General features: G+C 70.0%; 18 protein-coding genes. 10 read left to right on the top strand and 8 right to left on the bottom strand.

The window, feature by feature from the left end; all coding sequences use genetic code 11:
- Positions 1-4: 4 nt before the first annotated feature.
- Positions 5-499 (top strand): DUF1178 family protein, encoded by a 495-nt coding sequence (locus AC0N04_RS13830; RefSeq protein ID WP_474282608.1) that lies wholly within the window; start codon positions 5-7, stop codon positions 497-499.
- 29 nt (positions 500-528) lie between these two features.
- Here the strand turns inward: AC0N04_RS13830 and AC0N04_RS13835 are convergent, their stop codons facing one another.
- Complete coding sequence (locus AC0N04_RS13835; protein ID WP_474282610.1) at positions 529-1,932, bottom strand: FAD-binding oxidoreductase; 1,404 nt, start codon at positions 1,930-1,932, stop codon at positions 529-531.
- Entirely contained in the window at positions 1,929-2,282 is a 354-nt protein-coding gene (locus tag AC0N04_RS13840; RefSeq protein ID WP_474283069.1) for a DUF2069 domain-containing protein, read from the bottom strand. Before AC0N04_RS13840 ends, AC0N04_RS13835 begins: the two co-directional genes overlap by 4 nt.
- A 136-nt stretch (positions 2,283-2,418) precedes the next feature.
- Here AC0N04_RS13840 and AC0N04_RS13845 point away from each other — a divergent pair, with 136 nt between their 5' ends.
- Positions 2,419-3,660: a YihY family inner membrane protein gene (locus AC0N04_RS13845; protein WP_474282612.1), complete on the top strand. Its 1,242-nt coding sequence runs from the start codon at positions 2,419-2,421 to the stop codon at positions 3,658-3,660.
- A gap of 15 nt (positions 3,661-3,675) precedes the next feature.
- Here the strand turns inward: AC0N04_RS13845 and AC0N04_RS13850 are convergent, their stop codons facing one another.
- Positions 3,676-4,257, bottom strand: coding sequence for a helix-turn-helix domain-containing protein (locus tag AC0N04_RS13850; protein WP_474282614.1), 582 nt, complete (start codon positions 4,255-4,257; stop codon positions 3,676-3,678).
- Between the two features lie 110 nt (positions 4,258-4,367).
- On the opposite strand from AC0N04_RS13850, the gene kbl reads away from it, so the two are divergent.
- Both kbl and AC0N04_RS13860 read left to right on the top strand, forming a co-directional pair.
- On the top strand, positions 4,368-5,582 hold the full coding sequence (kbl, locus tag AC0N04_RS13855; RefSeq protein WP_474282616.1) for a glycine C-acetyltransferase: 1,215 nt from the start codon (positions 4,368-4,370) through the stop codon (positions 5,580-5,582).
- Positions 5,579-6,541 carry an NAD-dependent epimerase/dehydratase family protein gene (locus AC0N04_RS13860; protein WP_474282618.1) on the top strand — a complete coding sequence of 321 codons (963 nt, stop codon included), beginning with the start codon at positions 5,579-5,581 and terminating at the stop codon, positions 6,539-6,541. Before kbl ends, AC0N04_RS13860 begins: the two co-directional genes overlap by 4 nt.
- A gap of 74 nt (positions 6,542-6,615) precedes the next feature.
- Here the strand turns inward: AC0N04_RS13860 and AC0N04_RS13865 are convergent, their stop codons facing one another.
- Both AC0N04_RS13865 and AC0N04_RS13870 read right to left on the bottom strand, forming a co-directional pair.
- Positions 6,616-7,425, bottom strand: a complete 810-nt coding sequence (locus tag AC0N04_RS13865) for an alpha/beta fold hydrolase (RefSeq protein ID WP_474282621.1) — start codon at positions 7,423-7,425, stop codon at positions 6,616-6,618.
- A 2-nt stretch (positions 7,426-7,427) separates the two neighbouring features.
- Complete coding sequence (locus AC0N04_RS13870) at positions 7,428-8,741, bottom strand: O-acetylhomoserine aminocarboxypropyltransferase (RefSeq protein WP_474282623.1); 1,314 nt, start codon at positions 8,739-8,741, stop codon at positions 7,428-7,430.
- Between the two features lie 90 nt (positions 8,742-8,831).
- On the opposite strand from AC0N04_RS13870, the gene AC0N04_RS13875 reads away from it, so the two are divergent.
- Positions 8,832-9,296 carry a CBS domain-containing protein gene (locus tag AC0N04_RS13875; protein WP_474282625.1) on the top strand — a complete coding sequence of 155 codons (465 nt, stop codon included), beginning with the start codon at positions 8,832-8,834 and terminating at the stop codon, positions 9,294-9,296.
- A gap of 45 nt (positions 9,297-9,341) precedes the next feature.
- Here AC0N04_RS13875 and AC0N04_RS13880 read toward each other — a convergent pair whose 3' ends face one another.
- Entirely contained in the window at positions 9,342-11,528 is a 2,187-nt protein-coding gene (locus tag AC0N04_RS13880) for a putative bifunctional diguanylate cyclase/phosphodiesterase (protein WP_474282627.1), read from the bottom strand.
- 380 nt (positions 11,529-11,908) lie between these two features.
- Between AC0N04_RS13880 and aroC the strand changes: the two genes are divergently transcribed.
- The 3 genes from aroC (at position 11,909) to AC0N04_RS13895 (ending at position 17,541) form a co-directional block, all read left to right on the top strand.
- The gene (aroC, locus tag AC0N04_RS13885; protein WP_474282629.1) at positions 11,909-13,006 is read left to right on the top strand and encodes a chorismate synthase; all 1,098 of its coding nucleotides are present in this window, start codon (positions 11,909-11,911) and stop codon (positions 13,004-13,006) included.
- Between the two features lie 169 nt (positions 13,007-13,175).
- Entirely contained in the window at positions 13,176-14,333 is a 1,158-nt protein-coding gene (locus AC0N04_RS13890) for an efflux RND transporter periplasmic adaptor subunit (protein WP_474282631.1), read from the top strand.
- Positions 14,334-14,379: 46 nt separating this feature from the next.
- The gene (locus AC0N04_RS13895) at positions 14,380-17,541 is read left to right on the top strand and encodes an efflux RND transporter permease subunit (RefSeq protein ID WP_474282633.1); all 3,162 of its coding nucleotides are present in this window, start codon (positions 14,380-14,382) and stop codon (positions 17,539-17,541) included.
- 110 nt (positions 17,542-17,651) lie between these two features.
- On the opposite strand, the gene AC0N04_RS13900 is transcribed toward AC0N04_RS13895, so the two are convergent.
- Both AC0N04_RS13900 and AC0N04_RS13905 read right to left on the bottom strand, forming a co-directional pair.
- The gene (locus AC0N04_RS13900; RefSeq protein WP_474282635.1) at positions 17,652-20,066 is read right to left on the bottom strand and encodes a methyl-accepting chemotaxis protein; all 2,415 of its coding nucleotides are present in this window, start codon (positions 20,064-20,066) and stop codon (positions 17,652-17,654) included.
- Positions 20,067-20,276: 210 nt separating this feature from the next.
- Positions 20,277-21,521, bottom strand: coding sequence for an AGE family epimerase/isomerase (locus AC0N04_RS13905; RefSeq protein ID WP_474282637.1), 1,245 nt, complete (start codon positions 21,519-21,521; stop codon positions 20,277-20,279).
- A 205-nt stretch (positions 21,522-21,726) separates the two neighbouring features.
- On the opposite strand from AC0N04_RS13905, the gene AC0N04_RS13910 reads away from it, so the two are divergent.
- Positions 21,727-23,226 carry a PAS domain-containing sensor histidine kinase gene (locus tag AC0N04_RS13910; protein ID WP_474282639.1) on the top strand — a complete coding sequence of 500 codons (1,500 nt, stop codon included), beginning with the start codon at positions 21,727-21,729 and terminating at the stop codon, positions 23,224-23,226.
- The gene (locus tag AC0N04_RS13915; protein ID WP_474282641.1) at positions 23,223-24,068 is read left to right on the top strand and encodes a response regulator; all 846 of its coding nucleotides are present in this window, start codon (positions 23,223-23,225) and stop codon (positions 24,066-24,068) included. Before AC0N04_RS13910 ends, AC0N04_RS13915 begins: the two co-directional genes overlap by 4 nt.
- Positions 24,069-24,088: the final 20 nt, after the last annotated feature.

Consider the following 24,088-nt stretch of genomic DNA (forward strand, 5'->3'; position numbering starts at 1 on the left):
CCGAATGAAGGTCCTGAACCTACGATGCGTTGCTGGCCACGGGTTCGAGGGATGGTTTGCCTCGCACGATGCCTTCGAACGCCAGCGTGAGCAGGGTCTGCTCGAATGCCCGCTGTGCGGCGAGCACGGCGTGCAGCAATTGCCCAGTGCACCGCGGCTCAACCTGTCGGCGGGTCGTCCCGGCCACGCCGGCGCGGTAAGCGTCCCGCCGACGGGCGCGGGCGCGCAGGCGGCCATGAGGCCCGCCGATGCGGGCGCCGCGGCCACGGCGCGCCAGGCGCAGTCGATGTGGATGAACGCGGTGCGCAAGCTGATCGAACACACGGAAGACGTCGGCGAGCGCTTTCCGGAGGAAGCGCGCAAGATCCACTATGGCGAGGCGGCCGCTCGCGGCATCCGAGGCCAGGCCACGCCCAAGCAGCGCGCCGAATTGCAGGACGAAGGCATCGAGGTGATGGCGCTGCCCGTGCCGGCCGCCCTCAAGGGGCCTGCGCATTAGGGCGAAGGGACCGTCGTTCGCGCGTCGGCTCAGACCACCCGACCCGGGTTCAGCACACCTTGCGGGTCCAGCGCAGCCTTCAGCGCCTTCATCAAGCCCAGCGCCACCGGCGACGCGCGCTGCGCCAGTTCGTCGCGCTTGAGCAAGCCGATGCCGTGCTCCGCAGAAAACGAGCCGCCCGCCTGTTGCACGGCGTCATAGACCTGTCGGTTCACCCGGGCTTCGTTGCGGCGCAGGAAGTCCGATGCCGAACTGCCTTCGGGCGCCTGAACGTTGTAGTGCAGGTTGCCGTCGCCCAGGTGGCCGAAGGTCACCAGTCGCACGCCCGGCCAGGCCTGGCGCAAGGCCTCCCCGGTGTTCCTCACGAAGGCCGGAATCGCAGACACCGGCAGCGAAATGTCGTGCTTGATGTTCAGGCCTTCCTCGGCCTGGGCCAGCGGAATTGCCTCGCGCAGTTGCCACAGCGCCTGCGACTGCGCCTGCGACTGCGCCACCGCCGCATCGGCGATCAGGCCATCACGCAGCGCGGCGCCCAACAGCTGATCGAGCCGGCTGCTCGCATCGTCCGGGCTGGCGCCGGTCAGCTCCAGCAGCACCGTCCATGGGGCCGTCGGCAAGGGGCGGGCCCTCTGCGGGAAGTGGCGGGCCACCAGTTCCAGCGAGAAGGCCTCCATCACCTCGAAGCCGGTCAGCCCGGCGTCCAGGTGGCGGCGAGCCAGTCTCAGCAGGCCCAGGGCCGCGTCGATCGACTCGCAGGCGGCCAGCGCGGTCATCGTCGCGCCCGGCATCGGGAACAGCTTCATCGTCGCCGCGGTGATCACGCCCAGCGTGCCCTCGCTGCCGATGAACAGGTCGCGCAGGTCGTAGCCGGTGTTGTCCTTGCGCAGGCCGCTCAAACCGTTCCAGATCTCGCCCGCGGCCGTCACGACCTCCAGACCGAGGCACAGCTCGCGCGCATTGCCATAGCGCAGGACCTGGGTGCCGCCGGCATTGGTCGCCAGGTTGCCACCGAGGGTGCAACTGCCCTCGGACGCCAGGCTGAGCGGAAACAGCAGCCCCTCGGCCGCGGCCGCGGCCTGCAAAGCTTGCAGCAGGCAACCGGCCTCGACCGTGACGGTGAGATTGTCCGGATCGATCTGCCGGACCCGGTTCAGGCGAGACAGCAGCAACACCACTTGGCGGCCCGAGCCGTCCGGCACGCCGCCGCCCACCAGTCCGGTGTTGCCCCCCTGCGGCACCACCGACACACCATGGGCCGCGCAGGCCTTCAGGACCGCGGCCACCTCGGCGGCGCTGCCAGGCCGGACGACCGCCAGCGCCTTGCCGCGATAGCGTTTGCGCCAGTCGATTTCCCAGGCGCTCAAATCGCCGTCCGCCAGGACCTGAGCCGGACCCAGCCACCCGCGCAGCTGCGCCAGCAAGACCGCGCTCATGTCGATCGCGGCGCCATCGCCTGTTGCTGCGGCGCGGCGTGCTTCAGCCGCCATCGCACCTGCACCGCGCAGGCCACGAACAGCACCACGCACAAGCCCACTTCGCCGCCGGCCAGCGCCGCGGACAGGCCGGTGTCGCTGGCGGCACGCACCAGGCCTTCGGCGCAGTAGATCCACACCAGCAGGCTCAGCCAGCGATAGGTGTAGAGGCGGTGCCGCAGCAGGCCGGCCAGCGGAAACACCAGCGGAAGGACCTTGATCGCCAGCCGGCCGCTGCCGGTCGGGGCCAGCCACAGTTCCCAGGCCAGGTCGAGCGCGATCAGTGCAAGCAAGGCGCCCACCGCGATCATCCGGGTCACGCGCGTCACGGCATCGGGGGGGCGCGGTGTGTCATCGCCGCCGCCGATCGAGGTAAAAGTACCCTCCGGCAGAGGGACGGTCGCGGGGGCGGGGGACGGGCTGGACATGGCTGGCATGATAGCCGCCATGCGTTTCCTACACCTCCTGCGCAGCCACTGGCAGCAAGGCCTCGCCGATGGCCTGACCACGCTGCGTACCTGGCCCTGGTTCGATACCTTGCGCACCTTGCGCCAGCGTTTTCGCGAGGATCGGCTGGGCGTGACGGCCAGCAGCCTGACCTTCACCACCCTGATCGCGATCGTGCCGCTGTTGACGGTGATGCTGGCCGTCTTCACCGCCTTTCCGATGTTCGCGCAGTTCCAGGCGGCTTTGCAGAAGTATTTCCTGCAAAGCCTGGTCCCCGACGCGATCGCCAGGCCGGTCCTGGGGGCGCTGACCCAGTTCGCCAGCAAGGCCAGCCGCCTGGGCACGGTGGGCTTGCTGGTGCTGGTGGCCAGCGCGCTGTCGCTGATGCTGACGATCGACCGGACGCTGAACGGCATCTGGCGGGTCCGCAAGCCGCGCCCGATCGCGCAGCGGGTGCTGGTCTACTGGGCCACGGCCACGCTGGGCCCGCTGGTGCTGGGCATCAGCCTGAGTCTGACCTCATACGTGCTGACCGGCTCGCACAGCGTGGCGCGTGAACTGCCGGGCGGCGTCAGCCTGCTGCTGGAGGTGATCCAGTTCCTGCTGCTCGCCGCCGCGGTCGCCGGCCTGTTCCATCACGTGCCCAACACCCACGTGCGCTGGCGCCATGCGCTGGCCGGCGGCATGTTCGTGGCGGTGGGCTTCGAATTGGCCAAGCGCGGCCTGGCCTGGTATGTGAAATCGGTCTCGACCTATTCGACGATCTACGGCGCGTTCGCGACGGCGCCGATCTTCCTGCTGTGGCTGTACCTGGGCTGGGTGATCGTGTTGCTCGGCGCGGTGATCGCGGCCTACGCGCCCAGCCTGCAGATGCATGCGGTGCGCCAGCCCAGCACGCCGGGCCACCGGTTTGCGCTGGCGCTGGCGATCCTGAGCCAGTTGGCGGCCGCGCGCCAGGGCGATGCGCGCGGCCTGGAGATGACCCAGATCGCGGCCGCGCTGCGCACCGATCCACTGCAGATCGAACCGGTGATCGATGCCTTGGTCGAGCAGGACTGGGTGGCCCGGCTCGACGAAGCCGGCGCCCAGCGCCATGTGCTGTTGTGCGAGCCGACGCGAACGCCGGCCGATGGCCTGATCGGCTTGCTGCTGCTGAAGAGCGACGAGCGCGTGGCGCTCTTTCGCGAGCGGGCCGGCTTCGATCGCCTGATGCTGTCCGATCTGCTGCCGCCGGCCGCCTGAACGAGGGCGCCCGGATCAGCCCGGGTGCAACACCACCAGCATCGCGCGGGCGGTGGTCTTCAGCGGATTGCGGATGGCGTGGGCCAGATCGGCCGCGTAGCGCGCCGTGTCGCCGGATTTCAGGCGCAGCGTCTGGTCGCCGGACTGCACTTCCAGCGTGCCGTCCAGCACGCTCAGGTGTTCCCGCGAGCCGGGTTCGTGCGCCTCCGACGCCAGCACGCCGCCAGCCTGCACCGCCAGTTCGTACCATTCGAACTGACCGGCCAGCTCGACCGGGCCCAGGATGCGCAGCGAGCACAGTCCGTCCGGGCTGCTCAGCGTCGGCGTCGCATGGGCGGCCACCGCGGCGATGGAAGAGGGCGGGTGGCGCGGCTCGCCGCCCAGGAAGTCGCTCAGCGGCACCGCCAGCGCATTGGCCAGACGCCAGACCACCGCGACGGTCGGGTTGGCCTGGTTGCGTTCGATCTGCGACAGCATCGATTTCGACACCCCCGCCTGGCGCGACAGCTCATCCAGCGAGAGCGAACGTGCCTGCCGCAGCGCGGCCAAGGTCTGGCCGACGCGGGGCGGTTCGGGGGCGACGGAGCTGCGTTTCATGATCGGGCTTGACGCTGTGGGATGTTGTCCATGATACTGCATTTGCGTTCGATATAACGAACGATCCAGCCACCGGCAGACCCGCCACGCCATCTCCACAGGACCCGACCATGGCCCACGTTGACGAGTTTCTGGCCCACCAGCGCCAAGAATTGCAGACCCTGCGCGACGCAGGCCTTTACAAGGCCGAACGCGTCATCACCACGCCGCAGGGACCGCTGATCCGCACCACCGACGGCCGCGAGGTGATCAACCTGTGCGCCAACAACTACCTGGGCCTGTCCAGCCACCCGGCGGTGATCGCCGCGGCGCACGCCGCGCTGGACAGCCACGGCTTCGGCCTGTCCTCGGTGCGCTTCATCTGCGGCACCCAGGACCTGCACAAGACCCTGGAGGCGCGACTGGCGAGGTTCCTCGGCTTGGAGGACGCGATCCTCTACGCGGCCGCGTTCGACGCCAACGGCGGCCTGTTCGAGCCGCTGCTGGGCGAGGCCGACGCCATCATCAGCGACGAGCTGAATCACGCTTCCATCATCGACGGCATCCGTCTCTGCAAGGCCCAGCGCTGGCGCTACAAGCACAACGACATGGCCGACCTGCAGCGCTGCCTGCAGGAAGCCGAGGCAGCGGGGGCGCGCTTCAAGCTGGTCTTCACCGACGGCGTGTTCTCGATGGACGGCACCATCGCGCGGCTCGACGAGATGCGCGTGCTGTGCGATCGCTTCGGCGCGCTGCTGGGGGTGGACGAATGCCACGCCACCGGCTTCATGGGCGCCACTGGACGCGGCACGCACGAGCACCGCGGCCTGCTGGTCGACGGGGTGGCCAAGGTCGACATCATCACCGGCACGCTGGGCAAGGCGCTGGGCGGCGCCTCGGGCGGCTTCACCGCGGCGCGCAAGGAGGTGGTGGAGCTGCTGCGCCAGCGTTCGCGGCCCTACCTGTTCTCGAACACCGTCGCGCCGGCCATCGTCGGTGCCTCGATCGCCGTGCTCGACCTGCTGGAGGCCTCGACCGCGCTGCGCGACCGGCTGGCCGACAACACCGCCTACTTCCGCGCTGCGATCCAGCAGGCCGGCTTCGAGATCAAGCCGGGCGAGCATCCCATCGTGCCCATCATGGTCTACGACGCCGTGATGGCGCAGAAACTGTCGGCCCGGCTGCTGGAACTGGGCGTCTATGTCGTGGGTTTCTTTTTCCCGGTGGTGCCCAAGGGGCAGGCCCGCATCCGGGTGCAGATGAGCGCGGCGCACGACCGTGCGCAACTGGAGGCGGCGGTGGCCGCGTTCGCGCAGGCCGGCCGGGCACTGGGGCTGGTGAAATGAGCGCTTCCAAAGTCCTGATCATCGGTGCCAACGGCCAGATCGGCACCGAGCTGGCCGAGACCCTGGCGGCACGCCACGGGGCCCACACCGTGGTCACCAGCGACCTGTCGCCGCGCGGCCGTGTCGCCGGCGTGGTGCACGAGGCGCTGGACGTCACCGATGCCGCGGCGCTGACCGCCGTGGTCGAGCGGCACGGCATCCAGCGTATCTACCACCTGGCGGCGGCGCTGTCGGCCCGCGGCGAGCAGCATCCGATGTGGGCCTGGGACCTGAACATGAAGGGCCTGCTGAACGTGCTGGAGCTGGCCCGCACGCACCGTCTGGAACGCGTCTTCTGGCCCAGCTCGATCGCCGCCTTCGGCCCGACCACGCCGCGCGACGCCACGCCGCAGAAGACGGTGATGGAGCCCACCACCATCTACGGCATCTCCAAGCTGGCCGGCGAAGGCTGGTGCGCCTGGTACCACCGGGTGCACGGGGTGGACGTGCGCAGCTTGCGCTACCCGGGCTTGATCAGCTGGAAGACCCCCCCCGGCGGCGGCACCACCGACTACGCGGTGGAGATCTTCCACGCGGCGCTGAAGGACGGGCGCTACACCTGCTTCCTCGGTCCCGAGACCGCGCTGCCGATGATGTACATGCCCGATGCGATCCGCGCCACGTTGGCGCTGATGGACGCGCCAGCCGCGGCGATCGGCGAGCGGCACGCGTACAACCTGTCGGGCAGCAGCTTCACGCCCGCCGAGATCGGCCGCGTGCTGGCCGAGGAACTGCCCGGCTTCGAGATCGATTACGCGCCCGATTTCCGCCAGGCCATCGCCGACAGCTGGCCCCGCTCGATCGACGATGCCGCCGCCCGCGCCGACTGGGGCTGGCAGCCGGCGTTCGATCTGCGCGCGATGGCGTCCGACATGTTGACGAACCTGCGCCGGGTTCAGGCCTCGTCGGCGCTGGCCTGAGGGCCTCGCGGCTCGGGCAGCGGGCGACCGTCGAGCGGGTCTTCTGGCAAGGCGAAGGGGAGGGCGACCATCGCTCAGGCCAGCGCCCGGCGCAAGGCGGCGAGCACGGCGTCGGGCTGTTCCTGCATCAGGCCGTGGCCGCCGGGCACGCCGTGCACCGTGGCGGACAGCGCCGCAGCCATCTCGCGCGCCGCCTTGGGCGAGGTCATCTGGTCGGCGGCTCCCAGCACCAGGTGCACGGGACAGCGGACTTGCGCCGCCGCCTGCAGACCGCCCGCATAGGCGTTGCACAGCGTGAAGTCATGCAGGAAGACGTTGGCCTCGGCGTGGCCGGCCTGCACCTGGGCCATCAGCTGGCGGTTGCCGCCGTGCAGCCACATGCCCGGGCCCGGATAGCTCGGCTTGGCGGCCCAGGTCGACAGCGAGAACGCGTTGACCCGGTCCATGCCTGCCGCGGGCGTGTCGCGCGCGGCGGCCAGCAGCGCATCCGCGACTTTCATCGGATAGGCCGTGCCCATCATCACCAGGCGGCGGATGCGCTCGGGGGCGCGGGCCGCCATCTCCAGCGCGATCAGCGAGCCCATGCTGTGGCCGACCACGCTGGCGCTCTGCTTGGGGGCGACCCCCGCGGCGTCGAGCAGGGCCAGGGTCCAGTCGGCCAGCGCCTCGACGCTGCCCAGCAAGGGCCCGTCCGACCGCAGGTGGCCGGGTTGGTCCACCGCGAGCACGCCGTAGCCGTGGTGGGCGCACCAGCGCGCGAGCAGGGTCCAGACGCTGTGGTCGTGCAGCGCCCCGTGGATGAAGACCACGCACGGCAGCGCGGGATCGAAGGGCTTGCCGCCGGTGTAGGCGTAGGCGCGCCGGCCTTGGACGATCAGTTCCATCGTCAGACCCCCGCCTTCTCGGCCGCCTTCAGCGCCCGGGTCAGGTCGTCGATCAGGTCGGCCGGGTCTTCCAGCCCGATCGACAGGCGGATCGTTCCGGCCGTGATGCCGGCCTGTGCCAGCGCCGCGTCGTCCATGCGGAAATGGGTGGTGGAAGCCGGATGGATCACCAGCGATCGGCAATCGCCGACGTTGGCCAGGTGCGAGAAGATCTTCAGCGCGTCGACGAAGGCCACCCCCTGGGCCCGCGTGCCCCTGAGATCGAAGCTGAAGACCGAGCCACAGCCGCGGGGCAGCAGCTGGCGCGCCAGCGCCTGGCCGGGGTGGCCGTCGAGCTCCGGGTAGCCCACCCGTGCAACCAGCGGGTGGCGGGCCAGGAAGGCCACGACCTCGCGGGCGTTGCCGACGTGGCGGGCCATGCGCAGCGGCAGCGTCTCCAGCCCCTGCAGGATCAGCCAGGCGGTGTGCGGGCTCATGCAGGCGCCGAAGTCGCGCAGGCCCTCGCGGCGGGCGCGCAGCAGGAAGGCGCCCACCGTGCTCTCCTCGGCGAAGACCATGCCGTGGAAACCGGCATAGGGTTCGCAGAGCTCGGGGAATTTGCCGTGGCGGGCGTGGGCCGCCGCCCAGTTGAAGCGACCGGAATCGACCAGCACCCCGCCCACCACGGTGCCGTGGCCCGAGAGGAACTTGGTGGCCGAGTGAAACAGCAGATCGGCACCGTGGTCGAAGGGTCGCAGCAGCCAGGGCGGCGTGAAGGTCGAGTCGACCAGCAGCGGCAGACCGGCGTCGTGGGCGATGCGGCTCACTTGGGGAATGTCCAGGACGTCCAGGCCGGGGTTGCCCAGCGTCTCGCCGAACAGCAGCTTGGTGTCCGGGCCGATCGCTTCGCGCCAGGCCGCCAGGTCGCCCGGCGCGACGAACGTGGTGCGCACGCCGAATCGGGACAAGGTGTCGTGCAACAGATTGTGCGAGCCGCCGTACAGCGCCGCGCTGGCCACGATGTGCGAGCCGGCGCCCGCGAGCGTGGCGACCGCGAGATGCAGCGCGGCCTGGCCGCTGGCGGTGGCGATGGCGCCGGTGCCGCCCTCCAGCGCGGCCACGCGCTCCTCCAGCACCGCGGTCGTCGGGTTGGAGATGCGGCTGTAGACGTGGCCCGAACGCTCCATGTTGAACAGCGAGGCCGCGTGCTCGCTGGACTCGAAGACGAACGAGGTGGTCAGGTGGATGGGCACCGCGCGCGCGCCGGTGGCCGGGTCGGGGGCGGCGCCGGCATGCAGCGCAAGGGTGTCGAAGCCGGGGTCCGAATAACCGGGCATAGGGTCTTTCTCAGTCTGGGTCAGGCAGGAATTGTGTGCTATGTTGCCCGCATCAGCCGACAGAGGGCGCAGCAGCGCAAGGAGCAGGCAATGAAGGTCAGCGACATCCTGAAAGTCAAGGGCAACACCTTGTTCACCGTCACGCCCGAACACCCGCTGGCCGAGGCGGTCGACACCATGGCCGCGCACGACATCGGCTCGCTGGTGGTGATGGACCACGGCGACCTCACGGGCATGCTCACCTTCCGCGAGGTCATCGCGTCGATCGTCAAGAACGGCGGACAGATCGGCGGCACGCTGGTGCGCTCGGTGATGGACGATGCACCGCTGACCTGCACCCCGGCGACCGAGATCGACGAAGTCCGCCGCATGATGCTGGGCCGCCATGCCCGCTACATGCCGGTGCTCGACGGGCGCACGCTGATGGGCGTGATTTCGTTCTACGACGTGGCCAAGACGGTGGTCGAGGCGCAGGACTTCGAGAACCGCATGCTCAAGGCCTACATCCGCGACTGGCCGGTGGAAGAGGGCGCCGAGGGCGAGCAGGCCCGCTGAGCCGCCCGGGCGGCTCCGGCCGCCTCGCGCCGGGACGGGCCTGGTTCAGAGTTGCAGGGCTGCGAACGCGCTGGGCGGCGATTCGTCGTCGTCGGCCGGGTTCTGCGGCGCCATGCGGGCCTGGATCCACTGCTGGGCGGCCTGGGCGTCGATCGGCCGGCAATAGCGGTAGCCCTGCACCGCGTCGCAGCCGTTGGCCCGCAGGAAGCGCGCCTGTTCGTCGTTCTCCACGCCTTCGGCGATCGTGCTCAGGTGCAGCGCTCTGGCCATCTGGATGATGGCCTGCACGATCGCGCGGTCGTCGGCGTCGGTACCGATGTCGCGCACGAAGCTCTGGTCGATCTTCAGCGTGTGGATCGGAAATCGCTTGAGGTAGTTCAGCGACGAGTAACCGGTGCCGAAGTCGTCGATCGACAGGCGCACGCCCAGGCCGTGCAGGCGTTCCATCATCGCCATCGCCGCGATCGGGTTGCCGGTGGCCACGCTCTCGGTCAGTTCCAGCTCCAGGCAGGCCGGCGGCAGGCCGGCCTCATTCAGAATGGTCCGTATCCGGTCGGGCAATTGCGGGTCGCGGAACTGCAGCGCCGACAGGTTGACGGCCACCACCAACTGCGGCAGGCCGGCGTCGATCCAGGCTTTCATCTGCCGCACCGCCGTGCGCATCACCCATTCGCCGATCAGCAGGATCTGCCCGCTGCTTTCGGCCAGCGGAATGAACTCGCCCGGCGACACCATGCCCAGCTCCGGGTGGCGCCAGCGCACCAGGGCCTCGACCCCGATCACGTCGCCGGTGTCGACCGCCAACTGCGGCTGGTAATGAAGTAGCAACTCGCCGCGCTCGGTGGCGCGGCGCAAGGCGGCTTCGAGCTGAAGGTGCCGGACCGAACGCTGCTGGGTGCCCTCGGCGAAGAAACCGAAGCCGCCCGGGCCGTCCTGCTTGGCGCGGTACATCGCGCTGTCGGCGCAGCGCATCAGCGATTCGGCGTCCTGGCCGTCGGCCGGGAACATCGCGATGCCGATCGAGACGCTCATGCTCAGTTCGTGACCCATCACCATGCAGGGCAGGGCGATGCGTTCGAGCAGCTTGACCGCGACTTCGGCCGCGCCGTCGGCGTCGGTGTCGTGCAGCAGCACCGCGAATTCATCGCCGCCCAGCCGCGCGACGGTGTCGGTGTCGCGCAAGCCCTCGCGCAGGCGCTGGGACATCTCCATCAGCACCGCGTCGCCGGCGGAATGGCTGAAGTTGTCGTTGATGTCGCGGAAGCGGTTCAAGTCCATGTACAGCAGCGCAAACGATGCATCGCTGCGACGTGCCCCGGTGATCGCCACCTGCACCCGCTCGGTCAGCAGGTGGCGGTTGGGCAGCTCGGTCAATCCGTCGAATTGCGCCTGACGCAGCATCTTGCGCTCGGTCTCCTTGGAGCGCGTGATGTCGTTGAGGATGCCGATCAGGTGGGTGGTCCGTCCCTGCGCATCCTCTCGCCGGCTCATCGAGACCCAGACGGTGTACGGCTGGCCGGACTTGCGGCGGCTGCGCACCTCGCCCTGCCAATGGCCCTGGCGGGCCAGCCCGATGCGGATGCTGCGGATCAGGCGCGGTTGCGTCAATGCCGTGGCCAGCAGAGCCGGCGACTGGTCCTGCACCTCGTCGGCGGTGAAGCCGGTGATCGCGCTGAACGCGGCATTGACCGAGACGATGCGGCCGCTGGGTTCGGTGATCATGATGCCTTCGCGGGCCTGCTCGAACACCGCCGCGGCCAGCAGCAGCTTCTCCTCGGCCTGGCGGCGCGAGGTCACGTCGCGGGCTTCCAGCAGCAGGTGGCGGGGGCGCCCGGCCGCGGGGTCGCCGACCGGACGCAGCGAGAGTTCGGCGATGCGGTCGGGCAGGCCGGGCAGGCACAGGCGCACCTCCATGCGGCTGTCCTGGCCCGCGGCGGCCAGGGCCATGGCATGCTGCAGGCCCAGCGATTGGGCGGGTGAGGTGAGCCACCCGGGCAGATCCCACAGCGCCTGGTCGGTGAGCGCCTCGCCAGGCTGGCGCATCCATTCCTGCGCGGCGTGGTTCAGCCGCATCACGCGGCCATTGGCGCGCAGCAGGCCGATCAGGTGGCGGCTGTGGTCGAGCATCGCGCGGCTCAAGCGGTCGGCGTCACGCTGCTGGCCGGAGCGCCGGCGCATCGCCAGCACCTGCATGGCAAGCACCGCCAGCAGCGCCAAGCCTGCCAGCGCCATCGCAGCGATCAGGCCGACGCTGTGTACCGCGGTCGCTCCGCCGTCGGGCGCCGCCCGGGCGACCCCTGCGCTCAGGCTGCAGGCGCCCGCCGCCCAGCGCCGACTCGGCCCGGCGGCCCTTTTCGGGCGCGACACGGGTGGGACAGGGGCGACAAGGCGGTTCATCGGCGGGACAGGTAGGCAACAGGTCGGAAAGCCAGCCAGGGCCGGCGTGTGGCGACTGTCGCACGTTCGCACTGAAGCCGATGGCGCGAGAGAAGCCCGAAAAGCCGGGCTGTTTCGAGCCGCCAACGCCGCCGGCCGGGGGCGGCCGATAAAATCGGCCGCTTCCCAGCCCTTTTCCGCGATGGCGCCCTTCTGGGGCTGCGTCGCGTCCATGCATGTCCGGCAGCACCCTTGGCGAACTGTTTCGCGTCACCAATTTCGGCGAGAGCCATGGTCCGGCCATCGGCTGCGTGATCGATGGCTGCCCGCCCGGCATGGCGCTGAGCGAGGCCGACATCCAGCCCGAGCTGGACCGCCGCCGTCCCGGCACCTCGCGCCATGTCACCCAGCGCAACGAACCTGACGCGGTAGAAATCCTGTCGGGTGTCCATGAAGGACGGACCACCGGCACCCCGATCTGCCTGCTGATCCGCAACACCGACCAGCGCAGCAAGGACTACGGCAACATCGTCCAGACCTTCCGGCCCGGGCATGCCGATTACACCTACTGGCACAAGTACGGCCTGCGCGATCCGCGCGGTGGCGGCCGCAGTTCGGCCCGGCTGACCGCACCCATGGTGGGGGCTGGCGCCGTGGCCCGCAAATGGCTGCGCGAGCATCACGGCGTCGCGATCCGCGGCTGTCTGACGGCGATCGGCGAGCACGAAATCGCCCGCGACGACTGGAGCCAGGTCGGCGCCAACCCGTTCTTCGCCGCGACCGCCCAGGGCATCGCCGAGCTGGAGGCCTACATGGATGCGCTGCGCAAGGCGGGCGATTCGGTCGGCGCGCGTCTGTACGTGGAAGCCAGCGGCGTGCCGGTGGGCCTGGGCGAGCCGCTGTTCGATAAGCTCGATGCCGACATCGCCCACGCGATGATGGGCATCAATGCGGTCAAGGGCGTCGAGATCGGGGCCGGCTTCGACGTCGTGCGCCAGAAGGGCAGCTTCCACGGCGACGAACTGACCCCGGAGGGCTTTGCCAGCAACCACGCCGGCGGCGTGCTGGGAGGGCTGGCCACCGGCCAGGACATCACCGTCAGCCTGGCCATCAAGCCGACCAGTTCGATCCGCCTGCCGCGGCGTTCGATCGACGTCGACGGCCACGCGACCACGGTCGAGACCTTCGGCCGCCACGACCCCTGCGTCGGCATTCGCGCCACGCCGATCGCCGAGGCCATGCTGGCGCTGGTGCTGATGGACCATGCGCTGCGCCACCGCGCGCAATGCGGCGACGTGCACGTCGCGACGCCGGACATCGCCCGGCGCGGCTGAGCGCCGCGTGTCGGCGGCGGATCAGCGTTTGGTCAGGCCCCGCTGCAGTTCATCCCCACGGCGCGGCGCCCGGTCGCGAGAGGGATTGATTTGCGACAAGTCGCCACTACACTGCCAGCGGCCTCGAGACATTGAGGCGGTGTCAGTCTGAACAGGGTAGGGGACGCGCATGCAAAGGCGATGGTGGATCACGGGGGCGGTGGTGTTGGCGGCGGCGGCGGGCGGCACGGCCTTGATGCTGAGCCGGCAAAGTGCCGCGAAGGCCGATGAAGGCAAGGGCGCGCCGGCGGCGGTGCTGAACTTCAGTGCCGGCGAAGTGGCGCGCGCGCAGATGAACGTGCTGCCGCGGGTGATCGAGTTCTCGGGGCCGCTGGTGGCCCCGTCCACCGCCGTGGTGCGGGCCAAGGCCGCCGGCACGCTGGTGTCGCTGAAGGTCGCCGAAGGCAGCCGCGTCGCCAAGGGCGAGGTGCTGGGCACGCTGGATCTGGCCGATCTGAACGCCCGGCTGGCCGAGCGCGTGGCGCTGGCGGAATCCGCCCGCGCTCAGCTGGCGCAGGCCGAACGGACCCAGTCGTCCAACGAGCACCTGGCTCAGCAGCAGTTCATTTCTGCCAACGCGCTGGAGACCTCGCGCGCCGCCTTGAACACCGCCCGCGCTCAGCTCAACGCCGCCCAGGCCCAGGTCGACGCGGTGCGCATCAACATCCAGGAGGCGGCCCTGGTGGCGCCGTTCGCCGGCATCATCGCCAAGCGCCAGGCCTTGCCGGGCGAGAAGGTGGCGGCCGAACAGCCCATCGTCACCGTGGTCGACCTGAAGCAGCTTGAAATGGCCGGCGCGGTCGGCACCCAGGACGTGGCCAGCCTGCAGGTCGGCCTGCCGGTGAAGATCCGGGTGGAAGGCGACCCCACGCCGGTGTCGGGCCGCCTGGCACGGATCGCGCCGGCGGTCGAGCCCGGCAGCCGCACCATCGGCGTGGCGGTGGAGATCGCCAACCCCGACGAGCGCTTGCGTGCCGGCCAGTTCGCGCTGGGCCAGGTGGCCCTGCCGAACACCCCGCCCAGCCTGACGGTGCCGCTGACCGCGCTCGGTTCGGCGTCGGGGCAGGACTATGTCTGGACCCTCGAACAGGGCAAGCTCTTCCGCCGCAGCGTGGTCAGCGGACGGCGCGACAGCCACAGCGGCCTGGTCGAGGTGCTGCAAGGGCTGACGCCGGGCACCCAGGTGCTGGCCAGCCATTTCGACAATCTGCGCGAGGGCCGGGCGGCCCGCGTGGCCGCCGCCGGCCCCCCGGCTTCGGCGGCCACGCCGTCGTCGTCTTCGAGCTGACGCCTCCTTCGTCCGCCAGTTTTCGAAAGGGCCACAAGCCATGTGGATGACGCGCGTCGCCATCAAGAACCCGGTCTTCGCCACCATGGTGATGGTGGCCTTGTGTGTGCTCGGGCTGTTCGCCTACAACCGGCTCGGCGTCGAGCAGATGCCGGATGTGTCGCCGCCCGCGGTGTTCGTGTCGGTCGCCTACCCCGGGGCCTCGCCGCCGGCGGTCGAGACCGAACTGACCAAGCCGATGGAGCAGGCTTTCAACGGCATCGCCGGCATCAAGAAGATCACCTCGAACAGCTTCGAGGGCCGCAGCGAGACCTACCTGCAGTTCAACGTCGATGCCGACATGAACCGGGCAGTGCAGGACGTGCGCGACAAGGTCGCCCAGGTGCAGGGGGCGTTCCCGCGCGATGCCAAGCAGCCTTTCATCAGCCGCTTCGACAACGACAACCAGCAGCCCACGGTGGTGCTGGCCCTGCTCGCGAACGGACGCAGCGATCGCGAGCTGTCGCTGATCGCCGATCAGACCGTGCGGCCCCGCCTGGAGCGGGTGGACGGCGTGGCGCGGGTGCAGGTCAGCGGCCTGGTGGTGCGCCAGATCCGCATCGACCTGGATCCGCAGCGCCTGCGCGCCAGCGGGCTGACGCCGGCCGACGTGGCGGCGGCGCTGCAGCGCGCCAATGCGGACGAGCCGGTCGGCCTGCTCAGCAACGACCGCACCGATGCCATCGTGCGCGTCGAGGGGCGGGTGCGCGACCCGAAGGAATTCGCCAACATCGTCATCAGCCAGAGCGCCACCGGCGCGATCACGCTGGGCGATCTGGGCACGCTGGTCGAGCGCGAGCAGGAGCCGGACTCGATCTCGCGCATCAACGGCAAGCCAGCCGTCAGCTTCCAGATCTTCAAGCAGCAGGACGCCAACATCGTGCACACCGGCGACGCGGTGCGGGCGGCCTTCGAGGAACTCAAGCCCGAACTGCCGCCGGGCGTCGAGTTGCGCATGGTCTGGGCCAACAGCGACTGGGTCAAGAGTTCGCTCGATGGCGTCAAGCGCACGCTGTTCGAAGGCGCGCTGCTGACCGTGGCCATCGTCTTCCTGTTCCTGCACAGCTGGCGCTCGACCGTGATCACCGGGCTGACGCTGCCGATCGCCGTCATCACCAGCTTCATGGCGGTGTACGCCTTCGGCTTCACGCTGAACTTCATGACGATGATGGCGCTCAGCCTGTGCATCGGCCTGCTGATCGACGATGCGATCGTGGTGCGCGAGAACATCGTGCGCCACGTGGCCATGGGCAAGGACCACCACCGTGCCGCGCTCGAAGGCACCGAGGAGATCGGCCTGGCGGTGATGGCGACGACCTTCGCGATCTGCGCGGTGTTCGTGCCGGTGGCGTTCATGAAGGGCATCGTCGGCAAGTTCTTCTTTCCGTTCGGCATCACGGTCACGGTGGCGGTGCTGGTCAGCCTGTTCGTCAGCTTCACGCTGGACCCGATGCTGTCGGCGGTCTGGAACGATCCGCCCGGTGGACGGGTGCGGCAGTGGCCGGTGATCCGCCAGCTGATCGGGCTCGTCGACCACACGATGGACGCGCTGCACGGCGCCTACGAGCGACTGATCCGCTGGGCGTTCAGCGGCCGGCGCTACCGTGCCTGGCTGCCTGCCTATGGCCACCCGTTCGATGAGCAGGGGCGCCGCGCCACGCACCAGCCGCGCCGCTGGCGCTGGGCGACGATCTCGCCGCGGGGCCTGGTGCTGCTGGCGGCCGGCCTGAGTTTCGTGCTGGCGATCGCGCTGGTGCCGCTGGTCGGGGCCGAGGCCTTTCCGCAGACGGACCAGGGCTTCACGCAGATCAACGTCAAGCTGCCGGTCGGCAGCAGCCTGGAGCGCTCCGACCAGAAGGTCCGCCAGGTCGAGGCCATCATCCGCGGCTTTCCCGAGGTCGAGACGATGAACACCAACATCGGCGGCGACCAGGGCCGCAACGCGGCCAGCATCGGCCTGACCCTCAAGCCGCGGCACGAACGCAAGCGCAGCCAGAAGGAGGTCGAAGACGCGATCCGCAAGGCCCTGGCCGGCGTGCCCGGCATCGATATCGCGCTCGGCTGGGACCAGCCGATCTACGTCGCGGTGATGGGGCCGGACCCACAGGTACTGGACCAGATCACCAAGGACCTGAGCGCCAGGATCGGCAAGATCAAGGGCATCACCGATCTCAGCAACTCGGTCAAGCCCGGCGTGCCGGCCTTCGCGGTGCGGCTCAAACCCGACGCGGTGCGCGAACTGGGTCTGTCCACCAGCCAGTTGGCCACGGCGCTGCGGACCTACGTCAACGGCGACGCCGCCACCTACTGGACGACGCCCGATGGACAGCAGGTCGAGGTCCAGTTGCGGCTGGCCCAATCGCTGCGCCAGAACGTGACCCAGCTGCGCCAGTTGCCGGTGGCCTTCGCCAAGGACGGTACGCCGATCGCCCTCGAAGCGGTGGCCACGATCGAACCCACCGTGAACCCCGAGATCATCAAGCGCCAGGACCTGGAGCGGCGCCAGGGCATCTACGCCGGCGTCGACAACGCGTCGGACCGAGCGGTCGGCGACGTCAGCGACGACGTCAAGAAAATTGTCAAGGAGACCGTGCTGCCGCCGGGCTACCACTTCGACGTCGGCGGCCAGAGCAAAGACCAGGAGGACATCTTCGGCGCGATCTTCGCGGCGCTGGGCCTGGCGGTGATCTTCATCTACATCGTGCTGGCCAGCCAGTTCGGCAGCTTCGTGCAGCCGATCGCGATCATGGCGTCGCTGCCGTTGTCGCTGATCGGCGTCGTGCTGGCGCTGCTGATCTTCCACTCCACCATCAACCTGTTCTCGTTGATCGGCCTGATCATGCTGATGGGGCTGGTCACCAAGAATGCGATCTTGCTGGTGGACTTCGCCAACCAGGCGCGGCGCGCTGGCGCCAGCGTGGCCGACGCGGTGCTGCAGGCCGGCCTGATCCGCATGCGCCCCATCATCATGACGACCTCGGCGATGGTCTTCGGCATGCTGCCGCTGGCCCTGGCGCTGAACGAAGGCGGCGAGGTGCAGGCGCCGATGGGGCGCGCGATCATCGGCGGCGTCATCACCTCGACGCTGCTGACCCTGGTGGTGGTGCCGGTGCTCTACAGCTACCTGGTTCGCGGTGTGAAGCCGGCAGGCGAGGCGCCGCAGAACTGAGTGCAAGGGTCGCGCTGCCGGGATGACCGGACGGGAATGGATCGGTGGCCGCCGTGCCCCGATCGACCACCCGCGGCACGATGGCAGCGCAGCGCAGAACCGCTGCGACCTCAGACCGCAGGGACCTCGCGGGCGCGCTGCGGCGCGGGACACGCCGTTGCCGGGGCCGGTGCCGGCCGGTGGCGCGCCGGCGGCGTTGCACCGGTTCGCCGGTAGATGCCGCAGCCGATCAGGCGGCGGTCGTCCAGGGCCACGACGTAGCTGGCCTTGGGCTGCACCTGGCCGGTATCGGGATTGACGATGTCGTATTCGACCCAGTGGTTGCCCTGGGTCGCCTGCCAGGACTCGCGGGCGAAGCGATCGCCGTCGATGCCGGGCACCTCGTGGACCCGGTGGCCTTCCATCGCCGGCTTGGCGCCGTGGACGTGGTAGCGGCCCTCCCGGTCGGTGACGAAGATGTAGAGGTCGCGGTCGCGGAACCCGCCGTCGGCCTGGCGGAAAATCCGGGCCGCGACGTCGAAGCCCTTGTCGGCGATCAGCGTCAGGGCCCGCGTCACGAGGGCCGTCGCTTCATCGGCGCTGCCCTGGCGAAGCCGCATCGATCCCACCGCGTCGCTGAGGGCGGCAGCCCGGTTCACCAACTCGTCGGCGGCCGCCGACGATTCGTTCACCATCTGCGCGTTCTGCTTGGTCAGCTCGTCCAGCTGGGCAATGCTTTGCGATACCTCCTCCAGGCCCGCGCTCTGCTGGGCGCTGGCCTGGGCGATGTCGCGCAGGCGTTGCGACACGTCGCGCACGCCGGCCACCACCGTGTCCAGCGTCGCGCCGACTTGCTGGATGCGGCTGACCGAGTCGCTGACCTGGCCGGTGGACTCGGTGATCAGCTGCCGGATCTCCGCCGACGCCGTGCTGCTGCGCAGCGCGAGCTGGCGGACTTCGGCGGCGACCACCGCGAACCCGCGGCCGGCATCACCGGCCCGGGCCGCCTCGACCGCGGCGTTCAGCGCGAGGATGTTGGTCTGGAACGCGATGCCGTCGATCACGCTGATGATCTCGCCGACCCGGCGCGAACTGCTTTCCATCGTCTCCATCGAACCGACGGTCTCGCGCATCGCAGCGCCGCCGGCTTCGGCCTGGCTGCGCAGGCCGATGGCCAGCTGGTCCAGCACCTGCGCCGCGTTGGCGTTGCGGGCGACGGCTTCGCTGAGTTCGGCCACGGTCGAGCTGGTCTGGCGCAGGCTGGCCGCCTGAGCGTGGGTGCGCTGCGACAGCGATTCACCGCTCGCCGCCATGTGCTGGCCCGACAAACCGACCCGCACGGAGCTGCTTCGGATGTCGGCCACCATCGCCGAGAGGCGCTCTGCCATGCCCTCGACCACCTGGCCGATCGCGGCCACCTCGTCGCGACCGTGCACATCCACCTTGGTGGCCAGATCGCCGCTGGCGGTCGCGGTGACGCCGCGGTGCAGTGCGCGCAGGCCGCCCACCAGGCTGGCGTAGAACGACAAGGCCAGGTAGAGCAGCAGCAGCACGCCCGCCACCGACGTGCCGAGCAGCCAGGCCCAGTGCGTCCTCAGCTGGCTTTCCCGAAGGGCCAGGCGCTGGCTCAGGTCATCGGCGAGTTCCTCGTCGAGCGCGAGGACGGCGGCAATCGCCGCGCTGCCGCGGTCGAAGAAGGCGCCAGCGTCGCCCTGGGCGTCGGCGCTGGAGAAGTGGCTGCGCACGGCCTGTTCGAAAGCCTGCGTCGCCTGCAGCGCGGGGTTCCAGCGGACCGGCGTGTCGACCCCGGCGCGCTGGAGCGCCGCCTGCGCGAAGGCCAGATCGGCGCCGAGGTGCCGCAGCGCGTCGGCACGGCTCAGCAAGGCCGCTTGCACGGCCGGGCTGGCCTGCCCCTGCGCCAGTGCACCCGCCCCTTGGCCCCGGGCCAGACCCAGAGTTTCGGTCCACGGGACCATCCGATTCACCAGCAGGTCCATCAGAAAATAAGTGTCGGCCTTGGGGTCCAGCATCAGGCCGGAGCTTTCGCCGACCCGCAGAACGACCTGCCTGAGCGCGTCGACCTCGGCACTGTGTTCGTCGAACGCGGCCTGGGCCTGGGTGGCGTGCTGGCCTCGCGCCAGGGCCATGCCCCGATCGTGCGCTGCACGCCAATCGGCCCTCAGCCCGGCCGGCCAGGGGGCCTGCGCGATCCGGCGGTCGACCTCGTCGAGCGCGGCGGCGAGTCGCGCACCCGCCTGTTCGCGCGGCGCGCTGGCGGAGGCATCGCCCGACAGCCAGCGAAGGGTCAGCCCCCGGTGGGCTTGCACCTCGGTCACCGCGACGCTGAGCGCGCGCACCACCGTCAGGCCCTGCTGTTCGGCCTGGGCGGTGTCGAGATCCGCCTGGGCGTCGCGCCCGTTGGCGATCATCATCAGCAGCAACGGCAGCAGCAGCACGGCGACCATCAGCCCCAGTTTGACCGGGACGTGCAGGCGACGCATGGCCCGGACGCCGGGACGCAGCAAGACAGAGCCGAAGGCATTCATGGGCGATCCTCACGGACCCGGTGGCTGCGGGCCTGCCCCGCAGAGCCTCGAAACCGGGCCACGAGCCGTCATCATGCAGATGCCCAGCCGGCCCGATCGACGGATCAAGCCCTGGCTTGAACGGCTGATCGACCGTTGTCCCGCCGTGGCGCGGCGCGCAGGGGTCGCTTGCGCCGGGATGGCACAGCCGGCGCCCGGGCGGCCGCTGAATCAGCGCTGCAGGGCCGCCAGCACGTCCAGGCAGGCGCCCAGGTTGCGTCCGTCGACCGTCTCGGCGCCGGGTCGCGCGTCGGCCGGACGCCCTGGCGTCGCTCCGTCGACCCCGGCATCCGCCTGGGCGGGATCGACGAAATGGGTCCAGACGTAGGCCCAGAGGCGGTCGTACCAGTCCCAGTAGCCGCCTTCGTGGGTGCGCTCGGCCAGCACGGCGGCGGCGGCCAGCGACTGGGCCTGGACGCCGTGGAGCTTGCTGGCATCGCAGACATGCTGGTGTCGATCGGTGCCCGGATGGCCGTGGGGCGCGAAGGCGCGGACCAGGCCGCCATGGTGGCGATCCCAGGCCTCGTGCACGGCCACGCCGAAGAGTTCGCGGGCCCGGTGCAACATCCAGCTCTCCGGTTCGGCGTCGACCAGCCCGGGTGTCAGCCGCTCCAGCCAGAGCAGCAGACGCGCCCATTCGGTCTGGTGGCCGGTCTGGAAGCCCCAGCGCCTCGACGGATCGGCGGCGGGCTGCTGCAGGCCCCAGTCGGCGCTCCAGTCGGCGTGGTAATGCTCCCAGATCAGGCCGTGCGCCTGGCTGGCCAGTCGCTGCGTGACGGATTCGGCCACGGCGGTAGCGCGCTCCAGGCAGGCCGGGTCGCCGGTGGCTTCGAACGCGGCCAGCAAGGCCTCGCAGGCCTGCATGTTGGCCTTCTGGCCCCGGTAAGGCAGGCGCTGTCCGTCGGCAGCGGCCTGATCGGCGTAGAGCCGGGCCTCGGGCTCCCAGAACAGTCGCTCCATCATGGCCATCGTGTCCATGATGCCGCCACGCGCGGACTCGATACCGGCGCGCAGGGCCTGGGCCTGGGCCAGCAGCACCCCTGCCAACCCGTCGGCATGCTGGGTGGTATCGAGCACGTCGCGCCGCCCATCCGCCCAACGCAGGGTCCAGGCATAGCCGCCCGCGGGGTTCCGGTGCGCCTGCTCGACGAAGTCCAGCGCGCGCCGGGCGGCGTCGCGCCAGGCCGACGCGCGCGGGTGCTGCGGAAAGGCCAGGGCTGCGTTGGCGAACGTGATCACCCGCCGGGTGCTGTCGGCCAGATGCAGGACGGGGGTGTCGACGCCGCTGCCATCGCCATGGCGCGGCGTCGACGGGCGGTCGCCGGGGTCCGGCGTTCGATCGGCTGCGCGTTCGAGGGTCTGCTGAAGGTGCGCGCGCAGAAAGGTCGGGCTGCGGAAATCCGGGAGGTGCTTCATGGAGCTTGATGCTACGGCCTGCGCCCTGCGCTGACCATCCGGAACAGGCATGCGAACCCCAGGCATGGGGGTGAGCTTCGCGCCGCCGCAACACCCGATTGAGGTCCGGGTCTTTTCGGATCGAACGGCAAACCCAGGCAAGATGGCCGTGGCACGACGTCGTCACAGGGATCGACGCCCGCAGGACCAAAAGGGTCGTTCCAAGATGGATGCATCGCCGCTTCTCGAACGCATTGTCGAAAACGCGCCGGATGGTTTGGCGGTGCTCGATCCGCAGGGACGCATCATCTTCTGGAACCGGACGGCCGAGGAATGCTTCGGTTATCCGCGCCAGGCCGCGCTGGGGCAGCGGTTGGACGACTGGCTGCTGCGATCGGGCGCCGGCGGCGACCACGCCAGCCCCCAGGACGATGGCGCCGCGGCGGACGCCGTGCACGCCTTTCAGACCATCGCACGTTGCGCCGATGGCGGGCTTCGCTACGTCAGTGTCGGCGTGCGCCGGCTCGGCGACGGGCATGGCGATGCCGCGGCCATCGTCAACCTGGCCGACGTTACGCCGGGCACGGTGCAGCGCGAAGCCGCGATGATGGCCTCGCGCTTCGGGCCCTTGCTGGACTCGGTGCCCGACGCGATCGTGATGGCCAACGAGATCGGCTGCATCGTGCTGGCCAACCGTCAGGCCGAGCACGTCTTCGGCTATGCCCCCCATGAACTGGTGGGGCAGGCGCTGGAGATGTTGCTTCCCGAACCCCTGCGCCAGCGCCATGCGCAGCACGTACAGCACTATCTGGCCCAGCCCCACGCCCGGCCGATGGGCGCCGGCCTGGTCTTGATGGGCCTGCGCAAGAACGGCGAAGAGTTCCCGGTCGAGATCAGCCTGAGTCCGATCGTGACCGAAGTCGGCCCGTTGGCGATCAGCGCGATCCGCGACATCACGCCGCGGCGCCGGGTCGAACAGGCCCTGGAAGAAAAAAACGTCGAACTCGAACGCGCGAACCGGGCCAAGGATCGTTTCCTGGCCACGATGAGCCATGAGTTGCGCACCCCGCTGAACGCCATCATCGGCTTCACCGGCCTGCTGCTGATGCGGTTGCCGGGGCCGCTGACCGCCGACCAGGAGAAGCAGCTGGGCATGGTCCAGTCCAGTGGCCAGCATTTGCTGTCGCTGATCAACGACCTGCTCGATCTCGCCAAGATCGACGCCGGCCATGTCGAGGTGAGCCTGCGCCGCATCGATGCCCGGGCCGTGATCGATCAGGTGCTGACGACGCTGAGGCCGGCCGCCCAGGTCCGCCGACTGCGCCTGGATGCCGAGTTGCCGGCCGGCCCGCTGCCGGTGGTGGCGGACGCGCGGGCGCTGCACCAGATCCTGCTGAATCTGGTCCAGAACGCGATCAAGTTCACCGAGGTCGGCGCGGTGGTCATCGAGGCTTCGCGCCGGGCAGGGCAGGACGGCGCGACCGAGGTGGGCCTGAGCGTGGTCGACACCGGCGTGGGCTTGTCGGCGGAGGAGCAATCGCGCTTGTTCAGCGCCTTCACCCGAGCCGGTGATGCGCGCCAACGCGGCCAGGTCGAAGGGGCCGGCCTCGGCCTGTACCTGTGCCGCAAGCTGGCCGAATTGCAGCAGGGGCGCATCAGCATCGACAGCGCGCCGGGCCGCGGCAGCCGCTTCACGCTGATCCTGCGCGCGGGGGAACCGCCATGACCCGCCGCTGGCGCCTGCTGGCGATCGACGACAACCAGATCAACCTGCTGCTGATCAGCTACCTGATCGAGGCGCAGGGCTGGGATGTGTCCACCGCCACCGACGGCGCCGAGGGCCTGGCCCGGATGCGGGAGAGCGCCTTCGATGTGGTGCTGTGCGACATCCAAATGCCGGAAATGGACGGGTTCGAGTTCGCGCGCCAGGTGCGCCTGGACCCCGCGCTGCGCGACTCGCCGCTGGTGGCGGTGACCGCCCTGGCCATGGTGGGCGACCGCGAGCGCATTCTCGCGGCGGGCTTCGACGGCTATCTGGCCAAGCCGATCGACCCGGCGCGTTTCGTCGCCGAACTGGTCGCCATCCTGCCGACCCTGGCGCCTGCGACCGTGCCGGCTGGCGACCGCTCTGTGCCGAGCCCAGACGCAGCGCCCGCCGAACCCTCCGGCCCGACCATCCTGGTCGTCGACGATTCGCCGTTCAACCTGGAGCTCAAGCGCTGCCTGCTGGAGCCGCACGGGTTTCGGGTGCTGACCGCGGCCGACCCCGAGGCCGCGCTGCCGTTGGCACGCGCCCATCGCCCGGCGCTGATCGTCAGCGACGTCGGCATGCAGCACGCCAGCGGGTTCGAGTTCATCGCCGCCGTCAAGGCGGATCCGGACTTGCGCGACATCCCGTTCATCTTCCTGTCGGCGACCCATTGGGACGAGGCTTCGCGCCAGCGTGCGCTGGCCCTGGGCGCCCGGTGCTACCTGAAGCGGCCGATGGACACCGTGCTGCTGCTGCGGGAGATTCGTCGCGGCCTCGGTGTGCCGCAGCCGCGCCAGACGCCCGCGTCACGCCGTTGAGCCGGCTCGCCCGCCGCGGG

It is taken from the genome of Ideonella sp. sgz306126 (genome assembly GCF_056032705.1).

Bases quoted from the DNA above. Each gene is read 5' to 3' on its own strand.
- AC0N04_RS13830 (WP_474282608.1), top strand. From the start codon at position 5: ATGAAGGTCCTGAACCTACGATGCGTTGCTGGCCACGGGTTCGAGGGA.
- AC0N04_RS13835 (WP_474282610.1), bottom strand. From the start codon at position 1,932: ATGAGCGCGGTCTTGCTGGCGCAGCTGCGCGGGTGGCTGGGTCCGGCT.
- AC0N04_RS13840 (WP_474283069.1), bottom strand. From the start codon at position 2,282: ATGATCGCGGTGGGCGCCTTGCTTGCACTGATCGCGCTCGACCTGGCC.
- AC0N04_RS13845 (WP_474282612.1), top strand. From the start codon at position 2,419: ATGCGTTTCCTACACCTCCTGCGCAGCCACTGGCAGCAAGGCCTCGCC.
- AC0N04_RS13850 (WP_474282614.1), bottom strand. From the start codon at position 4,257: ATGAAACGCAGCTCCGTCGCCCCCGAACCGCCCCGCGTCGGCCAGACC.
- kbl (WP_474282616.1), top strand. From the start codon at position 4,368: ATGGCCCACGTTGACGAGTTTCTGGCCCACCAGCGCCAAGAATTGCAG.
- AC0N04_RS13860 (WP_474282618.1), top strand. From the start codon at position 5,579: ATGAGCGCTTCCAAAGTCCTGATCATCGGTGCCAACGGCCAGATCGGC.
- AC0N04_RS13865 (WP_474282621.1), bottom strand. From the start codon at position 7,425: ATGGAACTGATCGTCCAAGGCCGGCGCGCCTACGCCTACACCGGCGGC.
- AC0N04_RS13870 (WP_474282623.1), bottom strand. From the start codon at position 8,741: ATGCCCGGTTATTCGGACCCCGGCTTCGACACCCTTGCGCTGCATGCC.
- AC0N04_RS13875 (WP_474282625.1), top strand. From the start codon at position 8,832: ATGAAGGTCAGCGACATCCTGAAAGTCAAGGGCAACACCTTGTTCACC.
- AC0N04_RS13880 (WP_474282627.1), bottom strand. From the start codon at position 11,528: ATGGCGCTGGCAGGCTTGGCGCTGCTGGCGGTGCTTGCCATGCAGGTG.
- aroC (WP_474282629.1), top strand. From the start codon at position 11,909: ATGTCCGGCAGCACCCTTGGCGAACTGTTTCGCGTCACCAATTTCGGC.
- AC0N04_RS13890 (WP_474282631.1), top strand. From the start codon at position 13,176: ATGCAAAGGCGATGGTGGATCACGGGGGCGGTGGTGTTGGCGGCGGCG.
- AC0N04_RS13895 (WP_474282633.1), top strand. From the start codon at position 14,380: ATGACGCGCGTCGCCATCAAGAACCCGGTCTTCGCCACCATGGTGATG.
- AC0N04_RS13900 (WP_474282635.1), bottom strand. From the start codon at position 20,066: ATGAATGCCTTCGGCTCTGTCTTGCTGCGTCCCGGCGTCCGGGCCATG.
- AC0N04_RS13905 (WP_474282637.1), bottom strand. From the start codon at position 21,521: ATGAAGCACCTCCCGGATTTCCGCAGCCCGACCTTTCTGCGCGCGCAC.
- AC0N04_RS13910 (WP_474282639.1), top strand. From the start codon at position 21,727: ATGGATGCATCGCCGCTTCTCGAACGCATTGTCGAAAACGCGCCGGAT.
- AC0N04_RS13915 (WP_474282641.1), top strand. From the start codon at position 23,223: ATGACCCGCCGCTGGCGCCTGCTGGCGATCGACGACAACCAGATCAAC.